General features: G+C 66.6%; 16 protein-coding genes. 9 read left to right on the forward strand and 7 right to left on the reverse strand.

All coding sequences use genetic code 11. The features are described from left to right. The first annotated feature begins 161 nt into the window (after nt 1-161). Complete coding sequence (locus F2P44_RS05025; RefSeq protein WP_167085587.1) at nt 162-848, forward strand: GNAT family N-acetyltransferase; 687 nt, start codon at nt 162-164, stop codon at nt 846-848. Between the two features lies 1 nt (nt 849). Here the strand turns inward: F2P44_RS05025 and F2P44_RS05030 are convergent, their stop codons facing one another. From F2P44_RS05030 to F2P44_RS05045, 4 genes are all read right to left on the reverse strand, one after another. Next, nucleotides 850-3,687: an ATP-binding protein gene (locus F2P44_RS05030; RefSeq protein WP_167085589.1), complete on the reverse strand. Its 2,838-nt coding sequence runs from the start codon at nt 3,685-3,687 to the stop codon at nt 850-852. A gap of 196 nt (nt 3,688-3,883) precedes the next feature. Continuing rightward, nucleotides 3,884-4,798 carry a ribosome small subunit-dependent GTPase A gene (gene rsgA / locus F2P44_RS05035; RefSeq protein WP_167085591.1) on the reverse strand — a complete coding sequence of 305 codons (915 nt, stop codon included), beginning with the start codon at nt 4,796-4,798 and terminating at the stop codon, nt 3,884-3,886. Then, the gene (locus F2P44_RS05040) at nt 4,795-5,127 is read right to left on the reverse strand and encodes a 4a-hydroxytetrahydrobiopterin dehydratase (protein ID WP_167085593.1); all 333 of its coding nucleotides are present in this window, start codon (nt 5,125-5,127) and stop codon (nt 4,795-4,797) included. The genes rsgA and F2P44_RS05040 overlap by 4 nt, the downstream gene beginning before the upstream one ends. After that, nucleotides 5,124-6,386: a M48 family metallopeptidase gene (locus F2P44_RS05045; RefSeq protein ID WP_167085594.1), complete on the reverse strand. Its 1,263-nt coding sequence runs from the start codon at nt 6,384-6,386 to the stop codon at nt 5,124-5,126. Before F2P44_RS05045 ends, F2P44_RS05040 begins: the two co-directional genes overlap by 4 nt. 47 nt (nt 6,387-6,433) lie before the next feature. On the opposite strand from F2P44_RS05045, the gene orn reads away from it, so the two are divergent. The 4 genes from orn to F2P44_RS05065 all read left to right on the forward strand — a co-directional run bounded on the left by orn (nt 6,434) and on the right by F2P44_RS05065 (nt 10,622). Next, the gene (orn, locus tag F2P44_RS05050; RefSeq protein WP_167085596.1) at nt 6,434-7,018 is read left to right on the forward strand and encodes an oligoribonuclease; all 585 of its coding nucleotides are present in this window, start codon (nt 6,434-6,436) and stop codon (nt 7,016-7,018) included. Between the two features lie 157 nt (nt 7,019-7,175). After that, on the forward strand, nt 7,176-8,024 hold the full coding sequence (locus tag F2P44_RS05055) for an aldo/keto reductase (protein WP_187363236.1): 849 nt from the start codon (nt 7,176-7,178) through the stop codon (nt 8,022-8,024). A gap of 243 nt (nt 8,025-8,267) precedes the next feature. Further along, a complete protein-coding gene (locus F2P44_RS05060) occupies nt 8,268-10,349 on the forward strand; it encodes a hypothetical protein (protein WP_167085600.1) in 2,082 nt (693 codons plus the stop codon). A gap of 99 nt (nt 10,350-10,448) precedes the next feature. Further along, nucleotides 10,449-10,622 carry a hypothetical protein gene (locus tag F2P44_RS05065; protein WP_167085601.1) on the forward strand — a complete coding sequence of 58 codons (174 nt, stop codon included), beginning with the start codon at nt 10,449-10,451 and terminating at the stop codon, nt 10,620-10,622. 2 nt (nt 10,623-10,624) lie between these two features. On the opposite strand, the gene F2P44_RS05070 is transcribed toward F2P44_RS05065, so the two are convergent. Both F2P44_RS05070 and F2P44_RS05075 read right to left on the reverse strand, forming a co-directional pair. Then, a complete protein-coding gene (locus tag F2P44_RS05070) occupies nt 10,625-10,861 on the reverse strand; it encodes a hypothetical protein (protein ID WP_167085603.1) in 237 nt (78 codons plus the stop codon). Then, on the reverse strand, nt 10,858-11,409 hold the full coding sequence (locus F2P44_RS05075; protein WP_167085605.1) for a DUF3592 domain-containing protein: 552 nt from the start codon (nt 11,407-11,409) through the stop codon (nt 10,858-10,860). Before F2P44_RS05075 ends, F2P44_RS05070 begins: the two co-directional genes overlap by 4 nt. Before the next feature lie 295 nt (nt 11,410-11,704). Between F2P44_RS05075 and F2P44_RS36530 the strand changes: the two genes are divergently transcribed. After that, complete coding sequence (locus tag F2P44_RS36530) at nt 11,705-12,181, forward strand: CBS domain-containing protein (protein WP_370662634.1); 477 nt, start codon at nt 11,705-11,707, stop codon at nt 12,179-12,181. Here F2P44_RS36530 and F2P44_RS05085 read toward each other — a convergent pair whose 3' ends face one another. Beyond that, on the reverse strand, nt 12,182-12,880 hold the full coding sequence (locus F2P44_RS05085; protein WP_099881410.1) for a UPF0149 family protein: 699 nt from the start codon (nt 12,878-12,880) through the stop codon (nt 12,182-12,184). A 92-nt stretch (nt 12,881-12,972) separates the two neighbouring features. Between F2P44_RS05085 and F2P44_RS05090 the strand changes: the two genes are divergently transcribed. The 3 genes from F2P44_RS05090 to F2P44_RS05100 all read left to right on the forward strand — a co-directional run bounded on the left by F2P44_RS05090 (nt 12,973) and on the right by F2P44_RS05100 (nt 18,127). Next, nucleotides 12,973-13,977 (forward strand): serine/threonine protein kinase, encoded by a 1,005-nt coding sequence (locus F2P44_RS05090; RefSeq protein ID WP_167085607.1) that lies wholly within the window; start codon nt 12,973-12,975, stop codon nt 13,975-13,977. A gap of 132 nt (nt 13,978-14,109) precedes the next feature. Then, the gene (locus tag F2P44_RS05095) at nt 14,110-17,337 is read left to right on the forward strand and encodes a coiled-coil domain-containing protein (protein ID WP_187363237.1); all 3,228 of its coding nucleotides are present in this window, start codon (nt 14,110-14,112) and stop codon (nt 17,335-17,337) included. A 70-nt stretch (nt 17,338-17,407) separates the two neighbouring features. Further along, the gene (locus tag F2P44_RS05100; protein WP_167085609.1) at nt 17,408-18,127 is read left to right on the forward strand and encodes a substrate-binding periplasmic protein; all 720 of its coding nucleotides are present in this window, start codon (nt 17,408-17,410) and stop codon (nt 18,125-18,127) included. The last annotated feature ends 77 nt before the right edge of the window (nt 18,128-18,204 follow it).

The raw sequence follows: 18,204 nt of genomic DNA on the forward strand, positions 1-18,204 counted from the left end.
GGGTTTTGTATGTTCGGGGTGCAAGAGTGGTGCGAAAGCATCTGGCCGCCGGCGGTGCCATAAAGACGCCTCCGGATTGTCAATACGGCTGCGCGTGTAAATAATGCTAATTATCTTTGCCGGGCGCGGGCGGCGCCGTTAGCCTGGGATCGATCGCCCGCATGAAGCACAGCGCGGCGGGTGAGGCGCAGTTTGCCGGTGTTGTCGATTCGGGAGTCGTGCATGTTCAGACCTGCCTGGCCGCTGGTGGCCACCAGTATTGTTGCCGCGCGCGGCGCGGCGCGCGCCCGAAGCGGCGCGAGGCGGGATTGAGCGCCACGGCGGGCAAGGCCCGCAGCGTGCTGTCCATGGTGGCGCTGATCAGCACAGCGCGCCTGGTGCTCGAACCGTTCGACAGCATCTGTGCCCGGGCGCTGCGCGCACGCCTGGAAGGCGACGACGAACGCGAAGCATGGGTGCATTTGTGCCAGGCGCTGGCCGAGCGTCCCGACATGACCAGCGCCTGGATCGTCTACCGCGATGGCCGCGCGCTGGGGGCGGTGGCGGTCATGCTCGTGGCCGACACCATCGGCGAGATCGGCTTCCTGGTCCTGCGCTCCGAGCGCGGCCAGGGCTACGGGCGCGAGGCCGTCGGCGCCGTGGTCAGGCATGCCTTTACGCACATGGGCCTGCACCGGCTGGCGGGCGCCACCCCGGCCGCCGACCCGGCCGCCGCCGCCGTGCTGGAACGCTGCGGGTTCCAGCGCGAAGGCCTGATGCGCGGCAGCTATGTCGACGGCGGCGCGCACCGCGACTGCTGGCTGCACGCGCGCCTGGCGACCGACCAGGAACTGGTGCTGGTACAGTAGATCAGTAGATCGCGGTCACGTCCGCGTCCGTATGCTGCGGCGCCGTCAGCGGCAGGTCGAGCACGAAGCTGGTGCCGTCCTGCGCGCTGCTGACCACCGTGATCTGCCCGCCCAGCAGCGAGGTGACGATGTTGTAGCTGATCGACAGTCCCAGCCCGCTGCCGCCCTGGCCCAGCTTGGTGGTGAAGAACGGATCGAAAATCCGGCCCAGGTGCTCGGGCCGGATGCCGCCGCCGTTGTCGTGGAACTCGACCAGCACCCGTCCCTCGGCCGGCATCGAGGCCGTCAGCGTCATGCTGCCGCTGTGGCCCGGCGCGAACGCGTGCAGCAGGGCGTTGTTGATGAAGTTGGTGATGACCTGCCCGAACGGCCCCGGATAGCTGTCCATCCCGATCGCGTCCGACACGCTCATGTCGATATTGTGGTTGGCCGCGCGGATGCGGTTCATCATGGTGGCGATGATTTCGTGGCAGACCTGCTGCAGGTTGAAGAAGCGGCGCTGCTCGGTGGTGCGGTCGACCGCCACCTGCTTGAAGCTGTTGACCAGGTCCGCCGCGCTGGTCAGTCCGCGCAGCACCAGCGCCGCCGCCTTTTGCGAATCGGTGATGAAGGCGGCCAGCTCGGAGCGGCGCAAGCCCGGCCCGTTCATCAGCGCTTCGATTTCGGCGGTCTTTTCCTGCATGGTGCTGGCGATCAGCAGGCTGTTGCCGATCGGGGTATTGAGTTCGTGCGCCACGCCCGCCATGAGGGAACCGAGGGCGGCCAGCTTTTCCTGCGACACCAGCTGCGTCTGCGCATCCTGCAACTGGCGGTAAGCCTCGGCGTTATCGAGCGCGATCGCCCCGTACGCGCACAGGGTGCGGAAAATCATGCGCTCGTTTTCGCCATAGGCGTGCGATTGCGGCGCCTGCACCGTCATCACGCCGATGGCGCGCTCGCCCACCGTCAGCGGCACGAACAGCGCGCTCATATTGACCATCGTGCCCGGCACCACCTTGCGGTGCTCGGCGTCGGGCCAGTGCTCGATGTAGATTTCGCGGCGCTCGTCGAGGCAGCGCACCGAATAGGCGTCGCCCTTGGACAGGGCAATGACGTGGTTGGGCAGTTCGCGCCCCAGTTCCACGCCAAAGGCGCGGTTTAGCGTGGTGCCGGCGGCATCGATCAGGTAGATGGCGAAGGTACTGGCGGTGAGCAGGCCGTGGATGTGGCGGTCGAGTGCCTGGAACACGGCGGCGGCGTCCAGGTGGGCCGTGATCTCCTGGCCGATGGCCGACAGGCGTTCGAGCGTGGCGCTGGTGCGCTGCAGGATTTCGGCGCGCCGCGCTTCCGATTCGGCCAGCTCGCGGTGGTGGTAACCCTCGCTGCGCGCGTGTTCGGTCTGGTGATGTACCTGCATGGCGATGGCGCGGTTGGTCGCTTCCTGGCTGTGGGTCTTTTCGCGCGAGCTTGACGCCGCCAGCGCCACCTCATAGGCGCGCGCGTAGTCGCCGGCGGCCGCGTATTCGCGCGCCATGGCGTCGTACAGGTCGCCCGGCACGGTGTAGCCTTCGATGGTGGAGGCCACCGACAGCGCCTGCTGCAGGTAATGCAGCACCGGATTCGGTTCGACCATGCCGGGCGGCGGCGGCAGCGCGTGCTGGGCGTGGATCAGCGCCATCACGCGCAGCGCGGCGATCTGGTTGTAGGCGTAGCCGGGGGCGGCGGCCATGGCGGCGGCGTCGGCGGCCACCGCGATGGCGTCGCTGGCGCGGCCCAGGTGCGACAGCGCGTGCGCCTGGCCGCGCCGCGCGATGCTGCGGAAATCGGCCTGGTCGAGCGCTTCGGCGCGCGCAGCCAGGCGCGTAAAGGCGTCCAGCGCGCATTCGTAGTCGCCTTTGTCGAGCGACAGGTCGCCCAGGTATTGCAGGGCGATGGCGTAGCTGCGCGCGTTTTCCAGCGGTTTCATGATGGTCAGCGCTTCTTGCAGCATGTCGTGCGCGGCGTCGAGCTGGCCCAGGCGGCGCAGGGTGTCGGCGCTGTGCATCAGGCAGGCGCCGACGCTGCGCGGCCAGCCGGTGGGACGCGCCAGTTCGAGCGCGCACTGGACCCATTCGAGCGCCGAGTGGTGGTCGTTGAGGATGGTGAAGTCTTCGCCGATGTTGGTGGCGGCGGTGATGGCGGCGCGCACCTGGCCGGTGTCGAGGGCCGATTCGTAGCAGCGCATGTAGTGGCCGGCGGCGGCCCCGAAGTCGGCCGCCTGGCTGGCGGCAAGACCGAGGAAGTCGTTGACCCAGGTGGCCAGGGATGGGTGCAGGCGGCTGCTGTCGGCGTCGAAGCGCTGGCCCCAGCGGCCGACGGCGGCGACCGGGTCGCGCAGCACCGCCCAGCGCGCGAGGGCCGCTTCGGCCAGGTCGGTGCGCAAGGTATCGCCGGCCTGGCGCGCGCTGGCGGCGGCGTTGGCGAAGGCGGCGTCGCTGCCATCATGGTCGCCGCGGTCGATCGAGATCCAGGCCAGCAGCCAGTGGGCGTCGGCGCAGCCGGCATGGTCGTTCAGGAGCGTGAAGCGCGATAGCAGTTCGCAGGCGTGGGCGCAGGCCAGGTCGAGGGCGCCGTCGAGCCATTCGCATTCGGCGTGCAGCAGGTGCATGCGCGCTTCGAGGCTGGCGCAGCGGTCGGGCGGGAGGTCGGACAGGGGTAGCTGGGAGAGCGCTTCGCCGGCCAGCATCAGGGCGCGGGCCGGGTCGCGCTGGCGCAGGTGCCAGGCCAGCGGCAGCAGCACAGGCAAGCGTTCCATGCCGCGCAGGGAGGGCAGGGCGGACTCCCATTGTGCAACGTTGACATCGACGGTGAACATCTCCATTGCCGGGATCCCTTTACGATGGTGTTGCCATTGTATGCTGAAAAGGGGGCCAACTCGTCGTTCCCGCGCAGGCGGGAACCCAAGTATGTTGCGATACCTGTGGCTTCGGCATGAACTTGGGGGGGAACGCATGCGTTCCCGCCTGCGCGGGAACGACGGGCTAGCGGGAACGAGGAGTTAGGGAACGACAGGCGGATCAGTACAGCGTCTGCGCCGACTCGTGCAGCAGCTGTCCGTACAGCGTGTGGCGGAATTTGGCGATTTTGCCTTCCGCGACCGCTGTCAGGATCGCGCACTGCGGTTCGATCAGGTGGCGGCAGTTGTAGAACTTGCAACCGCCCAGATACGGCCCGAACTCCACGAACGCGCGTTCCAGCATCCCTTCGCTCAGGTGATACAGGCCGAACTCCTGGAAGCCCGGCGAGTCGATGATCGAGGCCTGCTCGCCCAGCGCATACAGGCGCGTGAAGGTGGTGGTGTGCTTGCCGGTGTCGAGCGCCGCTGAAATCTCGCGCACCGCGATATCGGCGTCCGGCACCAGCAGATTGATCAGCGACGACTTGCCCATGCCCGACTGGCCGATGAAAATCGACGATTCCCCTTCGAGCAGCGGCATCAGGGTGGCCACCGCGTGCTCCGGATTGGCGCGCGCCGACACTTCGTGCAGCGGGTAGCCGAGCGAAGTGTAGGCCAGCAGGCGCTCGCGCGCCTTGGGCAGCAGCTCGGCCACGTCGGTCTTGTTGAGGATCAGGTGGGCCTCGATGCCGGCCGCTTCGGCCGCCACCAGCGAGCGCGAAATCAAGTCATCGGCAAAGCCCGGCTCGGTCGCCACCACGATGAACAGGCGGCTCAGGTTGGCCGCCAGCAGCTTCGACTTGTACTGGTCGGAACGGTACAGCAAGGTCTTGCGCTCGGTGATCGATTCGATCACGGCCTGGTCGTCCGAGGTCATCTTGAGGTTGACCACGTCGCCCACGGCGATATTGGTCTTTTTGCCGCGTGTGACGCATTGCAGCTTGCGTCCGGCCACGTCGGCCAGGTAATGGCGCCCGTGGGCGGCGATGATGGTGCCGGTCAGGCCGGCTACTGCCGGCACGCCCGGGCCGCTCATGCGCCGCTCCGCTGGTCGTACAGCGCAGTGGCCTTGGCCGCGCAGATAAAGTCGTTGTCAGACAGCGCGCCGCCGGCCGAATGGGTGTTGTAGCGCACTGCGCACTCCTTGTAGGTGACCGTCAGTTCCGGATGGTGGTCCTGATGGTGGCTGATCCAGGCCAGCGCGTTAACGAAGGCCATGGTGTCGTAATAGTTTTTAAAGGTGAAGCTGCGCTCCAGCTTGCCGTCGATGACGGCCCAGCCGGGCACCTGCGGCAGCAGGGCGGCGATGGCGCCGGCGTCGAGGGCGGCCGCGTTGGCGCGGCAGGATAGGGTAGGAAGGCTCATCGGACCGCCAGGTTGAGTTGATGGATGCGGATGCTGGCCGGCGGGTGCGAGTCGTAAAAGGTCGAGTGCAGCCGGTCGGGCGTGAGCGTGGAGGCGTTTTCTTCGTACATCTTGACCAGCGCCGAGATCAGGTCGCGCGCGTCGGTGTGGGTGGCGGCGAAGGCGTCGGCTTCGAATTCGTGCTTGCGCGAGCTGATCGAGGTCAGCGGCGAGAACAGGAAGGTAAATACCGGCAGCACCAGCATGAACAGCAGCAGGGCCACGGCGTCCATCGGCACCCCCGGCATCGGATCGAAACCCAGGCCGCTGTAGAACCAGGTCTGGTTTTTCAGGTAGCCCAGCAGGGCCAGGAAGGCCAGCGAGACGACCGAACCGATCACCATGCGCTTGAGGTTGTGGCGCAGCTTGAAGTGGCCCAGTTCGTGCGCCAGCACCGCTTCGATTTCGGGCTGGGTCAGGCTGGCGATGAGGGTATCGAAGAAGACCACGCGCTTGTTGGCGCCAAAACCGTAGAAAAAGGCGTTGCTGTGCGCGCTGCGCTTGGAGCCGTCCATCACGAACAGGCCCTTGGCGGCGAAGTTGACGCGGGCCATCAAGCCTTCGATGCGCTGGCGCAGGCTGTCGTCCTTGAGCGGCTCGAATTTATTGAACAGCGGCATGATCAGCGTCGGGGCGATGACCATCATCACCAGCTGGAAACCGATCCAGACCAGCCAGGTGTACAACCACCACAGGTCGCCACTTTTTTCCATCAATTGCAGCACCACCCAGATCAGCGGCAGGCCGAGCACGAGACCGAGGGCCGTACCCTTGAGGGCGTCGGCGATCCACAGGCCCAGGCTCATCTTGTTAAAGCCGAAGCGCTCTTCGAGCACGAACTGGCGGTAGTAGTCGAACGGCAGGTCGAGCACGCCGCTCACGGCGGCAAAGGCGACAAACAGGGCGATCTGGAAGGCGATGCCGGTGCCGGTGTGCGGCAGCAAGGCGATAGCCAGCCATTGGAGGCCGCCGAGCAGGGTGAAAGCGATCAGGACGGCGCTGCTGAACAGCAAGCTGAGCAGGCCAAAATGGATCTTGGCGGCGGTGTAGTCCGCCGCTTTCTGGTGTGCTGCAAGGGGAATTTTTTCGGCAAAATCGGCCGGGACGGCACCGCGGTGGGCCTTCACGTGGCGCAACTGGCGGCTGGACAGCCAAAAGCGCAGTACCAGGGTCAAAATCAAGAAAGAAACGAACAATATCGAAAACGCGAGTGAAGACATTCTGTGCCTGTGAGAAAATGCAGGATTGTTTAGGCCAAGAGAGAATTATGTCACATGCCACTGATTTAGCAGCACCGGCCGCGTTAGCGCGCCCAAATGAGTTCAACCTGGTTTGGGTGGACATGGAAATGACGGGCCTGGAGCCCGATACCGACCGCATCATCGAAGTGGCGGTGGTCGTGACCGACATGCACCTGAACATCCTGGGCGAAGGCCCGGTGTTCGCCATCCACCAGTCGGACGAGACGCTCGACAAGATGGATGCGTGGAACAAGGGTACCCACGGACGCTCCGGGCTGATCGAGAAGGTCAAGGCATCGACCGTGACCGAAGCCGAAGCCGAAGCGCAACTGATCGCCTGGCTGAAGAACTACGTTCCCGCCGGCAAGTCGCCAATGTGCGGCAACACCATTTGCCAGGACCGCCGCTTCATGGTGCGCGGCATGCCGAAGCTGGAAGCGTTCTTCCACTACCGCAACCTGGATGTGTCGACGCTGAAAGAACTGTGCAAGCGCTGGAAGCCGGAAATTGTCAGCGGCTTCAAGAAGCACCAGAAGCACACGGCGCTGGCCGACATCATCGAATCGATCGAAGAGCTGCGCTACTACCGCGAGCATTTCATCAAGCTGTAAGTGCCTTGTCTTCGCCCCCGGCCGTCCTGGCCGGGGCACGCCTTTCCCCCTGTTGTATTGCGTGCCGCGCCGCCGCTGGCGGGCCGCTGCACCTTGCGCCGGGAATGGCTTTTTCCTCTAGAATGATCTTTACGCAACAGCAATGGGATCGTGCGACATGAAAACTGTAACGATGCGGTCCGGACGCCTCATTCCCGCGCTCGGACAAGGTACGTGGAACATGGGAGAAGACCCGGCGCGGCGCCAGGACGAGATTGGCGCGCTGCGGCTGGGCATGGATCTTGGCATGGGCTTGATCGACACGGCCGAGATGTATGGCGAGGGCGGGGCCGAGGAAGTGGTGGGCGCGGCGATTGCCGGGCGGCGCGAGCAGGCGTTCATCGTCAGCAAAGTGTATCCGCACAACGCCGACCAGCGCGGGGTGCGCGCGGCCTGCGAGCGCAGCCTGCGCCGTCTCGCGACCGACCGCATCGATTTGTACCTGCTGCACTGGCGCGGGGCGGTGCCGCTGTCGGAAACGCTGGACGCCTTCCAGGCGCTGCAACAGGAAGGAAAGATCCTCGATTTCGGCGTGAGCAATGTCGACCTGGGCGACATGCTGGAAGCCGACGCCTTGCCCGGCGGACGCGGGATTGCCGTGAACCAGGTGCTATTCAATCTGGCCAAGCGCGGGATCGAGTGGGATTTGCTGCCGTGGTCGCGCAAGCAGGGCATGCCGCTGATGGCGTATTCGCCGCTGGAATCGGCGGGCCCGGAGCGCGAGGCGCTGCTGGGCAATCCGAGCCTGGTGGCGGTGGCCGGGCGGCATGGCTGCACGGCGGGGCAGATCGCGCTGGCGTGGCTGCTGCGGCAGGACGGGGTGGTGGCCATTCCAAAGGCGGCCGATCCGGCCCACGTGCGCCAGAACCGGGCGGCGGCGGAGGTGGTGCTCACCGCGTTCGACCTGGAAGACCTGGACCGGGCATTTCCGCCACCGAAGAAGCGACAGGCGCTGGCGATGCGCTAGGGGAACGAGCTGAGTTTGAGTCGGCTTCGATCCGGATCTACCGATACTCTCGTCGCCGCGCCACGGCGGTACTGGGCGGGCCCCCAAGTTTGTCGATCAATGGTCGGCTACGGTGCGAACTTGGGTCCCCGCCGAGTGCCGCCTTGGCGCGGGGACGACGGAGCATCGTTTAGCGGCTACAACAAATTGAGCAAAACCCGGCGGCACGCGGCACAACGGCGCTTCCATCCACAAGGAGAACACATGGTCAGCATCGTGCGCGTGGTCGGCGAGCGCGGCAAGGAAATCGGGTCGATCCTGTGGCGCTGCGTCTACAGCGTCAGCCTCACCTTGCTCTGTTCCGCCGGCCTGGCCTTCATTCCCCAGGGGGCCGAATCGCTGCTCCTGGTCAGCGATCCGGGCTGGACCTTTCCAATCTTCATCTTTTCCGTGGCCAGCTGGTCCACCGCCGCCTGGTATAGCGCGCGCCTGACCCTCGGCCGCGTGTTCGACGGCACTTCCCTGCTGGACCGCACCGACACGCCCTTCGTCAATGGCATCCGCATGTGGCTGCCGCGCTTTCTCGGCATCGTGCCGGCCAGCGTGCTGTCGATCCAGTTCCAGCGCCTCGGCCAGCCGGCGCTGGCGCTGGCCTGCTTTATCACCGCCTTCGCCATGGGCGTATTCGTGCTCAAGCGGCGCGCCTGGTTCGCCTCGCGTTTCCACGGCTTCGAGGGGCAGACCACCTCGATCCGCTTCGAGTCGCTGCAACAGCGCACGGTGCTGACGGTGTCGCTCGCCATCGCGCTCACGTTCGTGCTGCTGTTCGCCGTGTGGATCTGGCCGGTCGAAGTCACGCGCTATGTCACCGCGCCGGCGCTGCTGTGCTTCGCCTTCGCCAGCTGGATCCTGTTCGGCGACCTGGTGCTGACCTATTCCTTCAAGCAGGCCAGGCTACCGTCGATGGCGGCGCTGCCGCTGCTGCTGTTCATCGTGTTCAGCCTGTGGAATGACAATCACCAGGTCAGGCTGCTGCCCATCGAAGCGAATGATCCACCGCTGATCCGGCGCACCGTCAAGGACAAGCTCAATCAATGGCTGCAAACGCGCGTCGACAGCGGCGCGCTGCTGCCGCGGCGGCCGTTTCCCCTGTACGTGGTGGCGGCCGAAGGCGGCGGCATCCGCGCCGCCTACTGGACCGGCATGGTGCTGGCCAAGCTGCAGGATGACAGCGAGGCGCGCTTCGGGCGCCACCTGTTCGCGCTGAGCGGCGTCTCCGGCGGCAGCCTGGGCGGCAGCGCCTTCGCCGCACTGGTGGCCGACGACGGCGGCAACGGCCTGGCCAACGCCTATTGCGCGCGCGGCGGGCGCGGCACGCCCTACCAGGAATGCATGCGCCAGATATTGCAGCGCGACTTCCTGTCGCCCACGCTCGGCTACATGCTCTATCCGGACATGCTGCAACGCTTTTTGCCGTTCGCGATGCCGGCGGCGGACCGGGCCCGCGCGATGGAAGCGGGCTGGGAGCAGGGCTGGCACAGCGCGACCGGCAACGAGCGCTTCGGGCGCCGCTTCGACCAGCTGTGGGCCGCCGACGGCGCCATGAACGTGCCCTCGCTGCTGCTCAACGCCACCCTGGTCGATGGCGGCAACCGCATCATCGCCAGCGACCTGGTCATCGACGGCAGCTTTCCGGATGCCTACGATGCGCTCGACCCGGTGCTCGACCTGCACCAGATGAGCCTGGGCACGGCGGTGCACAATAGCGCGCGCTTCAGCTATGTCAGCCCGGCCGGGACGGTGTCGGCCTGCCGCGCGGGCAAGCAACTGGTGGCGTGCGCGCCGGGAGTGGAACGGGCGCCGTGGGGAAGAGTCATCGATGGCGGCTACTTTGAAAACTCCGGCGTCGAATCGGTGCGCGACCTGCTGTTCGCGATGCGCCCGACGCTGGACGAGTGGCGCGAGCGCCACTACGACATCGACCCGGTCGTGATCGTCATCAGCAATTCTCCCGAGGCGCTGGCGCCCCGGGAGAAGCAAGACCCGGCCGGCGCGCGCATGGACACGACCTTCCTGTCGGAACTGCTGGCCCCGCCACTGGGCTTGTTCAATACCCGCACGGCGCGCGCCACCTTCGCCGTCACGGCGGAGCGGCGCGACATGGCCGCGATCCTGCCACCCGGCCCGGTGCGCTTCCTGTGGTTCGGCATGCCATCGGAAACCCACACCCCGCTGGGCTGGGCGCTGGCCGGCAAGACCTTCAGAGGCATCGACACGCTGCTCGAACCGCCGCATAACGCCAAGCTCCCGTTCGATGCCGTGCTGGAACGCTTGCCGCCGCCATAAGCTGTGCCGCAGGAAATAAATTTCCGCTTACGTGGGTTGGCGAACGGAACGGGAAGGGGGGAGGGCGTATTGTTATGTCTCAAACAAACAGGAGGCTCTATGACCAAGCACACCAACGACCCAAGTGAGCAACAGCAGCGCGCAGACGAACAGGCGCAGCAGGAAGCCACCAAGAACCGCCAGCGTGCCGAAGAGGAAGAGGTCGCCGGCAACCACAAGAATGACGGCATCAAGGATCACCAGGGCGCCGACAAAGGCCCGCGCGGTCAATAAACCTAAAGCGCCCGCGTGACGCCGTTCAGCGGCCCGGCTTGCTTCCCTATCAGGAGCGCAAGCCGGGCCGCTGTGCTTTGGCGGGTGCTGGCGATCCAGGTGAACGGTATTGCCACGTTCTGTAGCGCCACCCTCAGCGCAAAAGCGAAGACTGCAACATAGATGGCCGCGACATACATGACCGCGATGCTGGCAACATTCATCAACAGGATCACGCCATACATCACGATCGCGATCATCGCGATCCTCCCGGCAGCCAGGCGCCGCTGCCCCCCGCATTGGACATGGCCTGAAACGCCGGCACCAGCAGCGGCGGCACCCCCATCGCGGGAGGAAGTACCGTCAGGACCAACGCCAGCAAGGCGAAACACGCGATGCCGCGCAACAAAGGCAGGAAGCTGTTTCTGACAATTCCCGGCCGCAGGACCGAATACCCGGGTTTTGCCGGATGATAGTGCACCGGCACATTCATCCCCACGCGCAGCATGGCGTCGTACGCATGGGCAAACGCTGGCGAGCCGTACAGATTCTCGATCCCGAATGCAATCCGCGTGCAGCCATACTGGGTCGCGTCGACCGAAAAGGTGTACTCCACCTGAGGGCAATAGCCGCGTGGTCCATCCTCGTCATGCCGCTCCAGGATGCCAGCACGGGTGATGCGCGCGATGGCGGTCGGCCAGCGCGTGCTGCGCCAGGCGCTCAGCAGCAGCCCTGCGCCACGCACCGACAGGCCTAGCGTCGCCAGCATTCCCAGCAGTACGATGCCGTACACCACTTCGCGCCACATGGATGTCCTTTTTATAATGTGCATCTAGGAAACAATGCAATCTTATCGTTCATTGTCCACCACATCAATACAGCCGGGCCGGCATGCCGCAAACGCACGAAAATAGTGCATCTATGCACCTTTTTGGCTCATCTGTGGTGTAATTGCAGCTTCACCGTCCTGGTTTACCCCTCATGTCCGCCCCCCGTGCCGCCTGGCTCACCGCTTTATTACCCCCGCCCAACAGTGCCGCCCGCCCTGAACAGTGGCGCGCCAGCGTGGCCGCCTTCCTGGCCCTGATCCTCACCGGCGTGACGTGGTCACGCTCGAATTCGGCACGGCGCTGGCCGACGCCTGGGGCTTGATGCGGCATCACCAGGTGCATGCGCTGCCGGTGCTGAACCGGGCGCGGCGCGTGATCGGCATCGTCACCCAGACCGATTTCCTGCGTCATAGCGACCTGGACATGTACAGCGGACTGGGAGGACGCGTGCGCGCACTGCTGCAACGCAGCCCACTGACGCATTCGGACAAGCCGGAAGTGGTGGGGCAGATCATGACGGCCAGGGTGGCCACGGCGCATGTGCGCACGCCGATCGTGGAACTGGTGCCGCTGATGACCAGCAGCGGCTTGCACCACCTTCCCGTGGTCGACGACGAAGACCGGTTTGCCGGCATCGTCACCCAGTCCCACCTGGTGGCCGCGCTGTATCAGGGGCGGCTGTCGGAACTGGCGGAACTGGCGCCGGCGGCGCAGGGCATTGCGCCCCACGCGCAGCGGGCTGGTACTTAATTATTCGGCCACCGGATCGGCGCCGCAGCACTTCTTGTACTTCTTGCCGCTGCCGCAAGGGCACTCGTCATTGCGGCCGATTTTCGGCTCGTCGCGCTTCATGGTGGTCACGGCGGCCTTGCGCAGCGGCACCCAGAAGCGGTGAATGGCCGGCAGGTTGGCCTGGATATCCAGGGCCAGCTTGTGGCCTTTCATCGGCGTATCGACTTCTTTCAGCTCTTCTTCCTCGATCTCGTCGGCGCCGAGCAGGTAGATCGGGCGCATCAGCGGTTCCAGGTCCGATTCCCAGATCGGGTCCCACGAACCGGGGCGCAGTTCCATGCCTTCCCAGAAGCCCCAGCACCAGGCTTCGCCGTCGAGCAGCATCGTGCCTTCGTGCTCGGCTTCGCAGAACAGCGGCTCGAATTCCTTGGGCGCGACTTCAAAGGTGACCAGCACTTCATTCATGAAGCGCATGATCAGTTCGATGATGCGTTCTTCTTCCTTGGCATTCTTGAACTTGGGGACGCTCTTCTCATCCTCGCCCCACACTTTTGGCAGCCACTCGGCCGGCATGATGGTTTCCGGACCCATCGCCACGGCGGTCAGGTAGCCGTGCAGGGTGTCCATGGTCATGGCGTCTTCCGCACTGCGGTCGGACAGGAGGAACTGGTCGAGTTCGTCGAATTCTTTTTCTGAAAGGGGCTGGTCGAGTTGCATGGCGTGCTCTTGTTGATCGTTGAAGCTGCTAGTTTAACGCGTTCGCGCACCGGGACGTACTGTTAAATGCGGCGCGCCGTACAATAGCGGGCATGACGACGCCATTTTCCGACCCCGACACACCCGCCATCCACCCGTTCTCGAACCTGAGCCCCGAGTGCGTGCTCGACGCGCTCGACAGTGTCGGCCTGCGTGCCGACGGCCGCCTGCTCGCGCTCAACAGCTACGAAAACCGGGTCTACCAGGTCGGCATGGAAGACGCCGACCCGGTGGTGGCCAAGTTTTACCGCCCCGAGCGCTGGAGCGACGCCGCCATCCTGGAAGAGCACGCCTTCGTGCAGGAGCTGGCCGAACGCGAAATTCCCGTGGTCCCCGCGCTCACGCTGGACGGGCGCACCCTGCACAGCTTCGGCGGCTTCAGTTTTGCCGTCTTCCCGCGCCGGGGCGGCCGCGCGCCCGAACTCGACGACCCCGCTGTGCTGGAGTGGACCGGACGCTTCATCGGCCGCATCCACGCGGTCGGCGCCTTGAACACCTACAGCCAGCGCCCGGCCCTGACCATCGACACCTTCGGACGCGAACCGCGCGACTTCCTGCTGGCCAACGACTTCATCCCGCCCGAACTGCTGGCCGCCTACACCAGCGTGGTCGAGCAGGCCTTGGACGGCGTACGCCACTGCTACGCGCGGGCGGGCGAATCGGCCCAGCTGCGCCTGCACGGCGACTGCCACGTCGGCAACGTGCTGTGGACCCCGGACGGCCCGCACTTCGTCGACTTCGACGACAGCCGCACCGGCCCCGCCATCCAGGACCTGTGGATGCTGCTCTCGGGCGAGCGCAGCGACATGGTGCGCCAGATGAGCGACATCCTGGCCGGCTACGAAGACTTTGCCGACTTCGACGAACGCCAGCTCAACCTGATCGAAGCGCTGCGCACCCTGCGCCTGATCCATTACTCGGCCTGGCTGGCGCGGCGCTGGGACGACCCGGCCTTTCCGGTCGCCTTCCCGTGGTTTAATACACAACGTTATTGGCAAGACCGCATCCTCGAACTGCGCGAACAGATCGCGCTGATGGATGAGCCAGCACTGTGGTAAGGCTCCTGTAGAGCAAAGGGCCGAATTGGCTGGTTATTCCGCGTCTGATCCGTGCGCCGGGGCGGGCCGTCCTGACAGATAATCAACGTCAGGCCTTCCCATGCCGGGACGGTAGCCCAAGCGAGAACGACGATGGAACCGACACCAGCCCCGCACGACGATGCCAACCTGACCATCGCACTGCCGCCCGACGGCGCCGCGCCCCAGGCTGCCGCTGTGCCTGCGGCTGCCGCCGCCGCCGAACCGGGTCCCGACCGCGCCCAATCCGAAATGCGCGCCATCCACGAAGCCATCGCCCGGGTCGAAGCCGAAGCCAAGGCGTCCTGCGCCGCCGAGAGCCGGGCCCACGCCGAAGCGCGCGCCCGTGGCCTGGCCGAGGAACGCGCCGCCATGGACGCCGCCGCTGCCGCCGCCGCCCTGCAAAATGCACAAGCCTCCGAAGAAGCCATCGAAGCGAACCGCGACCGCCTCGAAACCCTGCGCGCCGCCGCCCAGGCCAGCCTGGAACGCCTCGAAGCGGTGCGCCAGGAAACCGCCGAACTGCGCGCCCGGGTCGAAGCCGATACCCAGATTAAACTGGCTGCCGAAACGCGCCTGAAAGCCGACGAAGAATCACGCCGCCGCAGCGCCGAACACATCGCCGCCGAAGCCGAGCTGGCCGAACAGGCCGCGCGCGCCACTGAAGCGCTGCTGGTGCAGACCGAGCAGGCGCGCCTGCAAGCGGTCGAACGGGTCGCCGCGGTGCACGCCGCCCAGGAAGAAGTACTGCACATCGCCAACGCCGACGCTCGCATGACCACCCTGGCGCGCGAACGCGAGCGCCAGGCCAAGGGCGCGCGTCACACCGCCGAACTGCTGGCCGACGCCGAATCCGAAGCGCTCGAACTGACCGTCCAGCGTGAAAAAGCCGACCAGATTGCCCTGGCATCGGCCTTTGCCCGCGCCGTGGCCGAAGCGCGCGCGCTGGAAGAGGCACGCGCCCTGGCCCACATCGAACAGGAGCGCGAAGCGATCGCCATCGCCCAGGCCGAGTCCGAGCGCGTGGCCGCCCAGTCGATCCACCTGCGCCTGCAATCCGAAAAAGAATTGCGCGACGCCGCGCTGCACCGCGAACGCCTGGAAAAGATGGCCGCCGCCGGCGCCGCCGCCCGGCGCGATGCCGAAGCGCGCATCCTGACCGCGACCGCAGAACGCATCGAAGTCGACAAGCGCCTGCGCGAAGTCGCCGTGGCGCGCGCCAAGGCCGAAGACGACGCCAGCGCCGTCGTGCAAGCGAAGGTGGACGCCGAAACGCTGGCCACGGCGCATGCGAACGAACGCGCCCTGGCCGACCAGGCCGCTACCGCCGCCGCCCTGGCCGAAGCCGAAGAACAGCAACGTGCTCGTGCGCTGGCCGAAGAACGCGCCAGCCTGGCCCAGGCCGCGGCCGATCTCGCCGCCGCCCAAAACGCTTCCGAACAAGCCGCCGTGGCGTCGATTGCCGAACAGGTCGAGTTGCAGCGGCGCGCCAGCGCGCTGGCCGCCGACAAGGCGGCGCAAGCGGCTGCGCTGGCGCAGGCCGAACAAGCCCGCGCCGAAGCCGAACAAGCCGCGCTGGCACAGCTGCAAGAACGCTTGGAGGCCGAAACCCGCGCCGCCGGAGCGGCCCAGGCGCGCGCCGACGCCGAACAGACCGAAGCGGTGCTGTTGCGCCAGAAAGCTGACGCCGAACAGCGCCTGGCCGAGTCCCGGCAAATCGAAGTCGAAGCGACTCGCCTGCTCGCCGAGCAGGTCGAGATCGACAGCGCGCAGGCCAGCGCCGCCGCCGACGCCATCGCCGCCCAGGCGCGCGTGGCCTCGGCCCTGGCGCTGGCGCAAAGCGCGCGTGCCGAGGCCGAGGGGCAAACCCTGGCCATGGCCGAGCAGGCGCTGGCGCTGGCCGAAGAAACCCTGGCGAACCAACGCGCGCGCGCCGAAAGCGAGCGCAACGCCCTGGCGCTGGCCGAACAGCACGCCGCCGAACAGCGCCAGCTGGCCGAACTGGCGGCGAGCACCGAGCAAGCCAAACGGACCGAAGCCCAAGCCACGCGCAAGCTGGTGCAGCAGGCCGAGACCGAAAGCGTGCAGGCCCAGGCCGCCGCCGACGCCATCGCCGCCCAGGCCCGCGCTGCCATCGACCTGGCCCAGGCCCAGAGCGCGCGCGCCGTCGCCGAACAGCAAAAACTGGCCCTGGCCGAACAGGCATTGGCCGACGAACGCGCGCGTGCCGACAGCGAAGCTGCCGCGTTCGCCCTGGCCGAACAGACCGCCACCGGCCAGCGCCAGATGGCGGCGGCCGCCGCCTGCGCCGAGCAGGCCAAGCGGCGTGAAGCCGACGCCACGCGCGAACTGGTGCAACAGGCTGAAATCGAAAGCGTGCAGGCGCAGAATGCCGCCGATGCCATCGCCGCGCAGGCGCGCGCCGCCACCGGGCTGGCCGAGGCGCAGCGCGAACGCGCCCGTTCGGAACAGCAAAAACTGGCGCTGGCCGAGGAAACGCTGGCGCAGGAACGCGCCAGCGCCGACAGCGAGCGTGCCGCCGTCATGCTGGCCGAGCAAACCCTGGCCGCCAAGCGCCAGCTGGCGCTGGCCGGCGCTGGAGCCGAGCAGGCCGGTCGCACCGAAGCCGATGCCGCGCGCGTGCTGGCGCAGCAGGCCCAGGTCGAAACCGAACAGGCGGCACGCGCTGCCGACGCTGTCGCTGGCCAGGCACGCGTGGCGACCGAACGCGCCCAGGTCCAGCAAGTGCGGGCCGAGGCCGAACAACAGAAACTCAAGCTGGCCCAAGAAGCGCTGCTGCTCGAGCGCGCCAGCGCCGAGGCCGAGCGGGCCAGCGTCGAGACCGAACGCGCCTCGCTGGCGCTGATCGAGCAAAAGCTGGCCACCCAGCGTCAGCAACTGGCGGCCGACCAGCGCGCCGAGCAGGCGATCGCGGCGCGGCTGGCATCCGAACAGGCGGCCTGCCTGTCTGCGCGCACGCGGGCCGAAGCCGAGCACGAAGCGGCCAGCATGGCGCGCCAGTTCCAGGTCGCGCAAGAAATTGCCGCCCTGGCCGCGCAAGACAAGCGCGACGCCCAGCGCGTGCTGCTCGACAGCGCGCAGGCGCAGGCCGACATGCAGCGCAAGAGCGCGATCACCACCAAGGAAATGGCCGACGCCAAGCGCGAACTGGTGGCGCTCGAAATGCGCCGGCTGGAAGCCGATACGCACACCCTGATGATCACCAAGCACGCCATCGACGACGAAAAACGCAACAGCGCCACCGATGCGGCGCAGCGTTCGACCTCGGCCACGATGACGCACCAGGTGCTGGGCCGCCTGACCGCGCCGGCCAAGGGCTGAGACGGGCGGTGCATGCGGCGCGCGGAGGCTGGCATCGCAGTTTTCATGCTGATGGGGTAAGATCGGCGGCATGACGAATCCCAAGTTGCTGTTGACCCTGCTGCTGTCGATCCCGCCGGGATTACAGGCGGCGGAGCTGTCGGTGTTGGTCGACACCAGTACCGAAATGCCGATGGCGCGCTTCGAGCATGGCCGACTGGCCGAGGGCATCCACAAAGACATCGGCCAGGCGCTGGCTGGCGCCATGGGGCGCACGGTGGTGTTTGTCGCGCTGCCGCGCAAGCGGATCGTACGGGCGCTGGAAGATGGCGGCGCGGACGTGCTGTGCAGCTACGTTCCCGAATGGCTCACCGGATCGTTCCGCTGGAGCCGGGCGTTTATTCCGATCACCGAAGTGCTGGTGACGGCGCGCAGTGCGGAGCGTCCGCGCAGCGTGGTCGACATATCCGGGCAAGTGATCGGTACGGTGCTTGGCTACTCCCATCCCGAGCTTGACGAAGCGCTGGGGAAAGGATTCATCCGCGACGACGGTGTCAGCTCGCTGGCCAACCTGCGCAAGCTGGCGGCGGGGCGCTTGCAGCATGTGGTCACGGCCAAACTTTTTCTCGACTACCGCCAAAAGCTGGGCGACCCAGCGCTGGCGCTGCACCCGCCGCTGGTGGTCAAGAGCTACATGGGCCAGTGCGCCGTCTCCCCCAAAGGCAAGGTCACGCTGGCCGAGGTCGACAAAGCCATCGAGCGCCTGATTGCCGACGGCGCCATCGCCACCATCTTCGCCCGCTACCAGTAGCGCCCCTTACCACGCCGCCACAATCCCCCAACCGGGGTCAGAGCTCCAAATTGCAATATTTTTTCGTTTCCCAACCG

It is taken from the genome of Massilia frigida, from assembly GCF_011682175.1.
Lineage (GTDB): Bacteria > Pseudomonadota > Gammaproteobacteria > Burkholderiales > Burkholderiaceae_D > Telluria_A > Telluria_A frigida.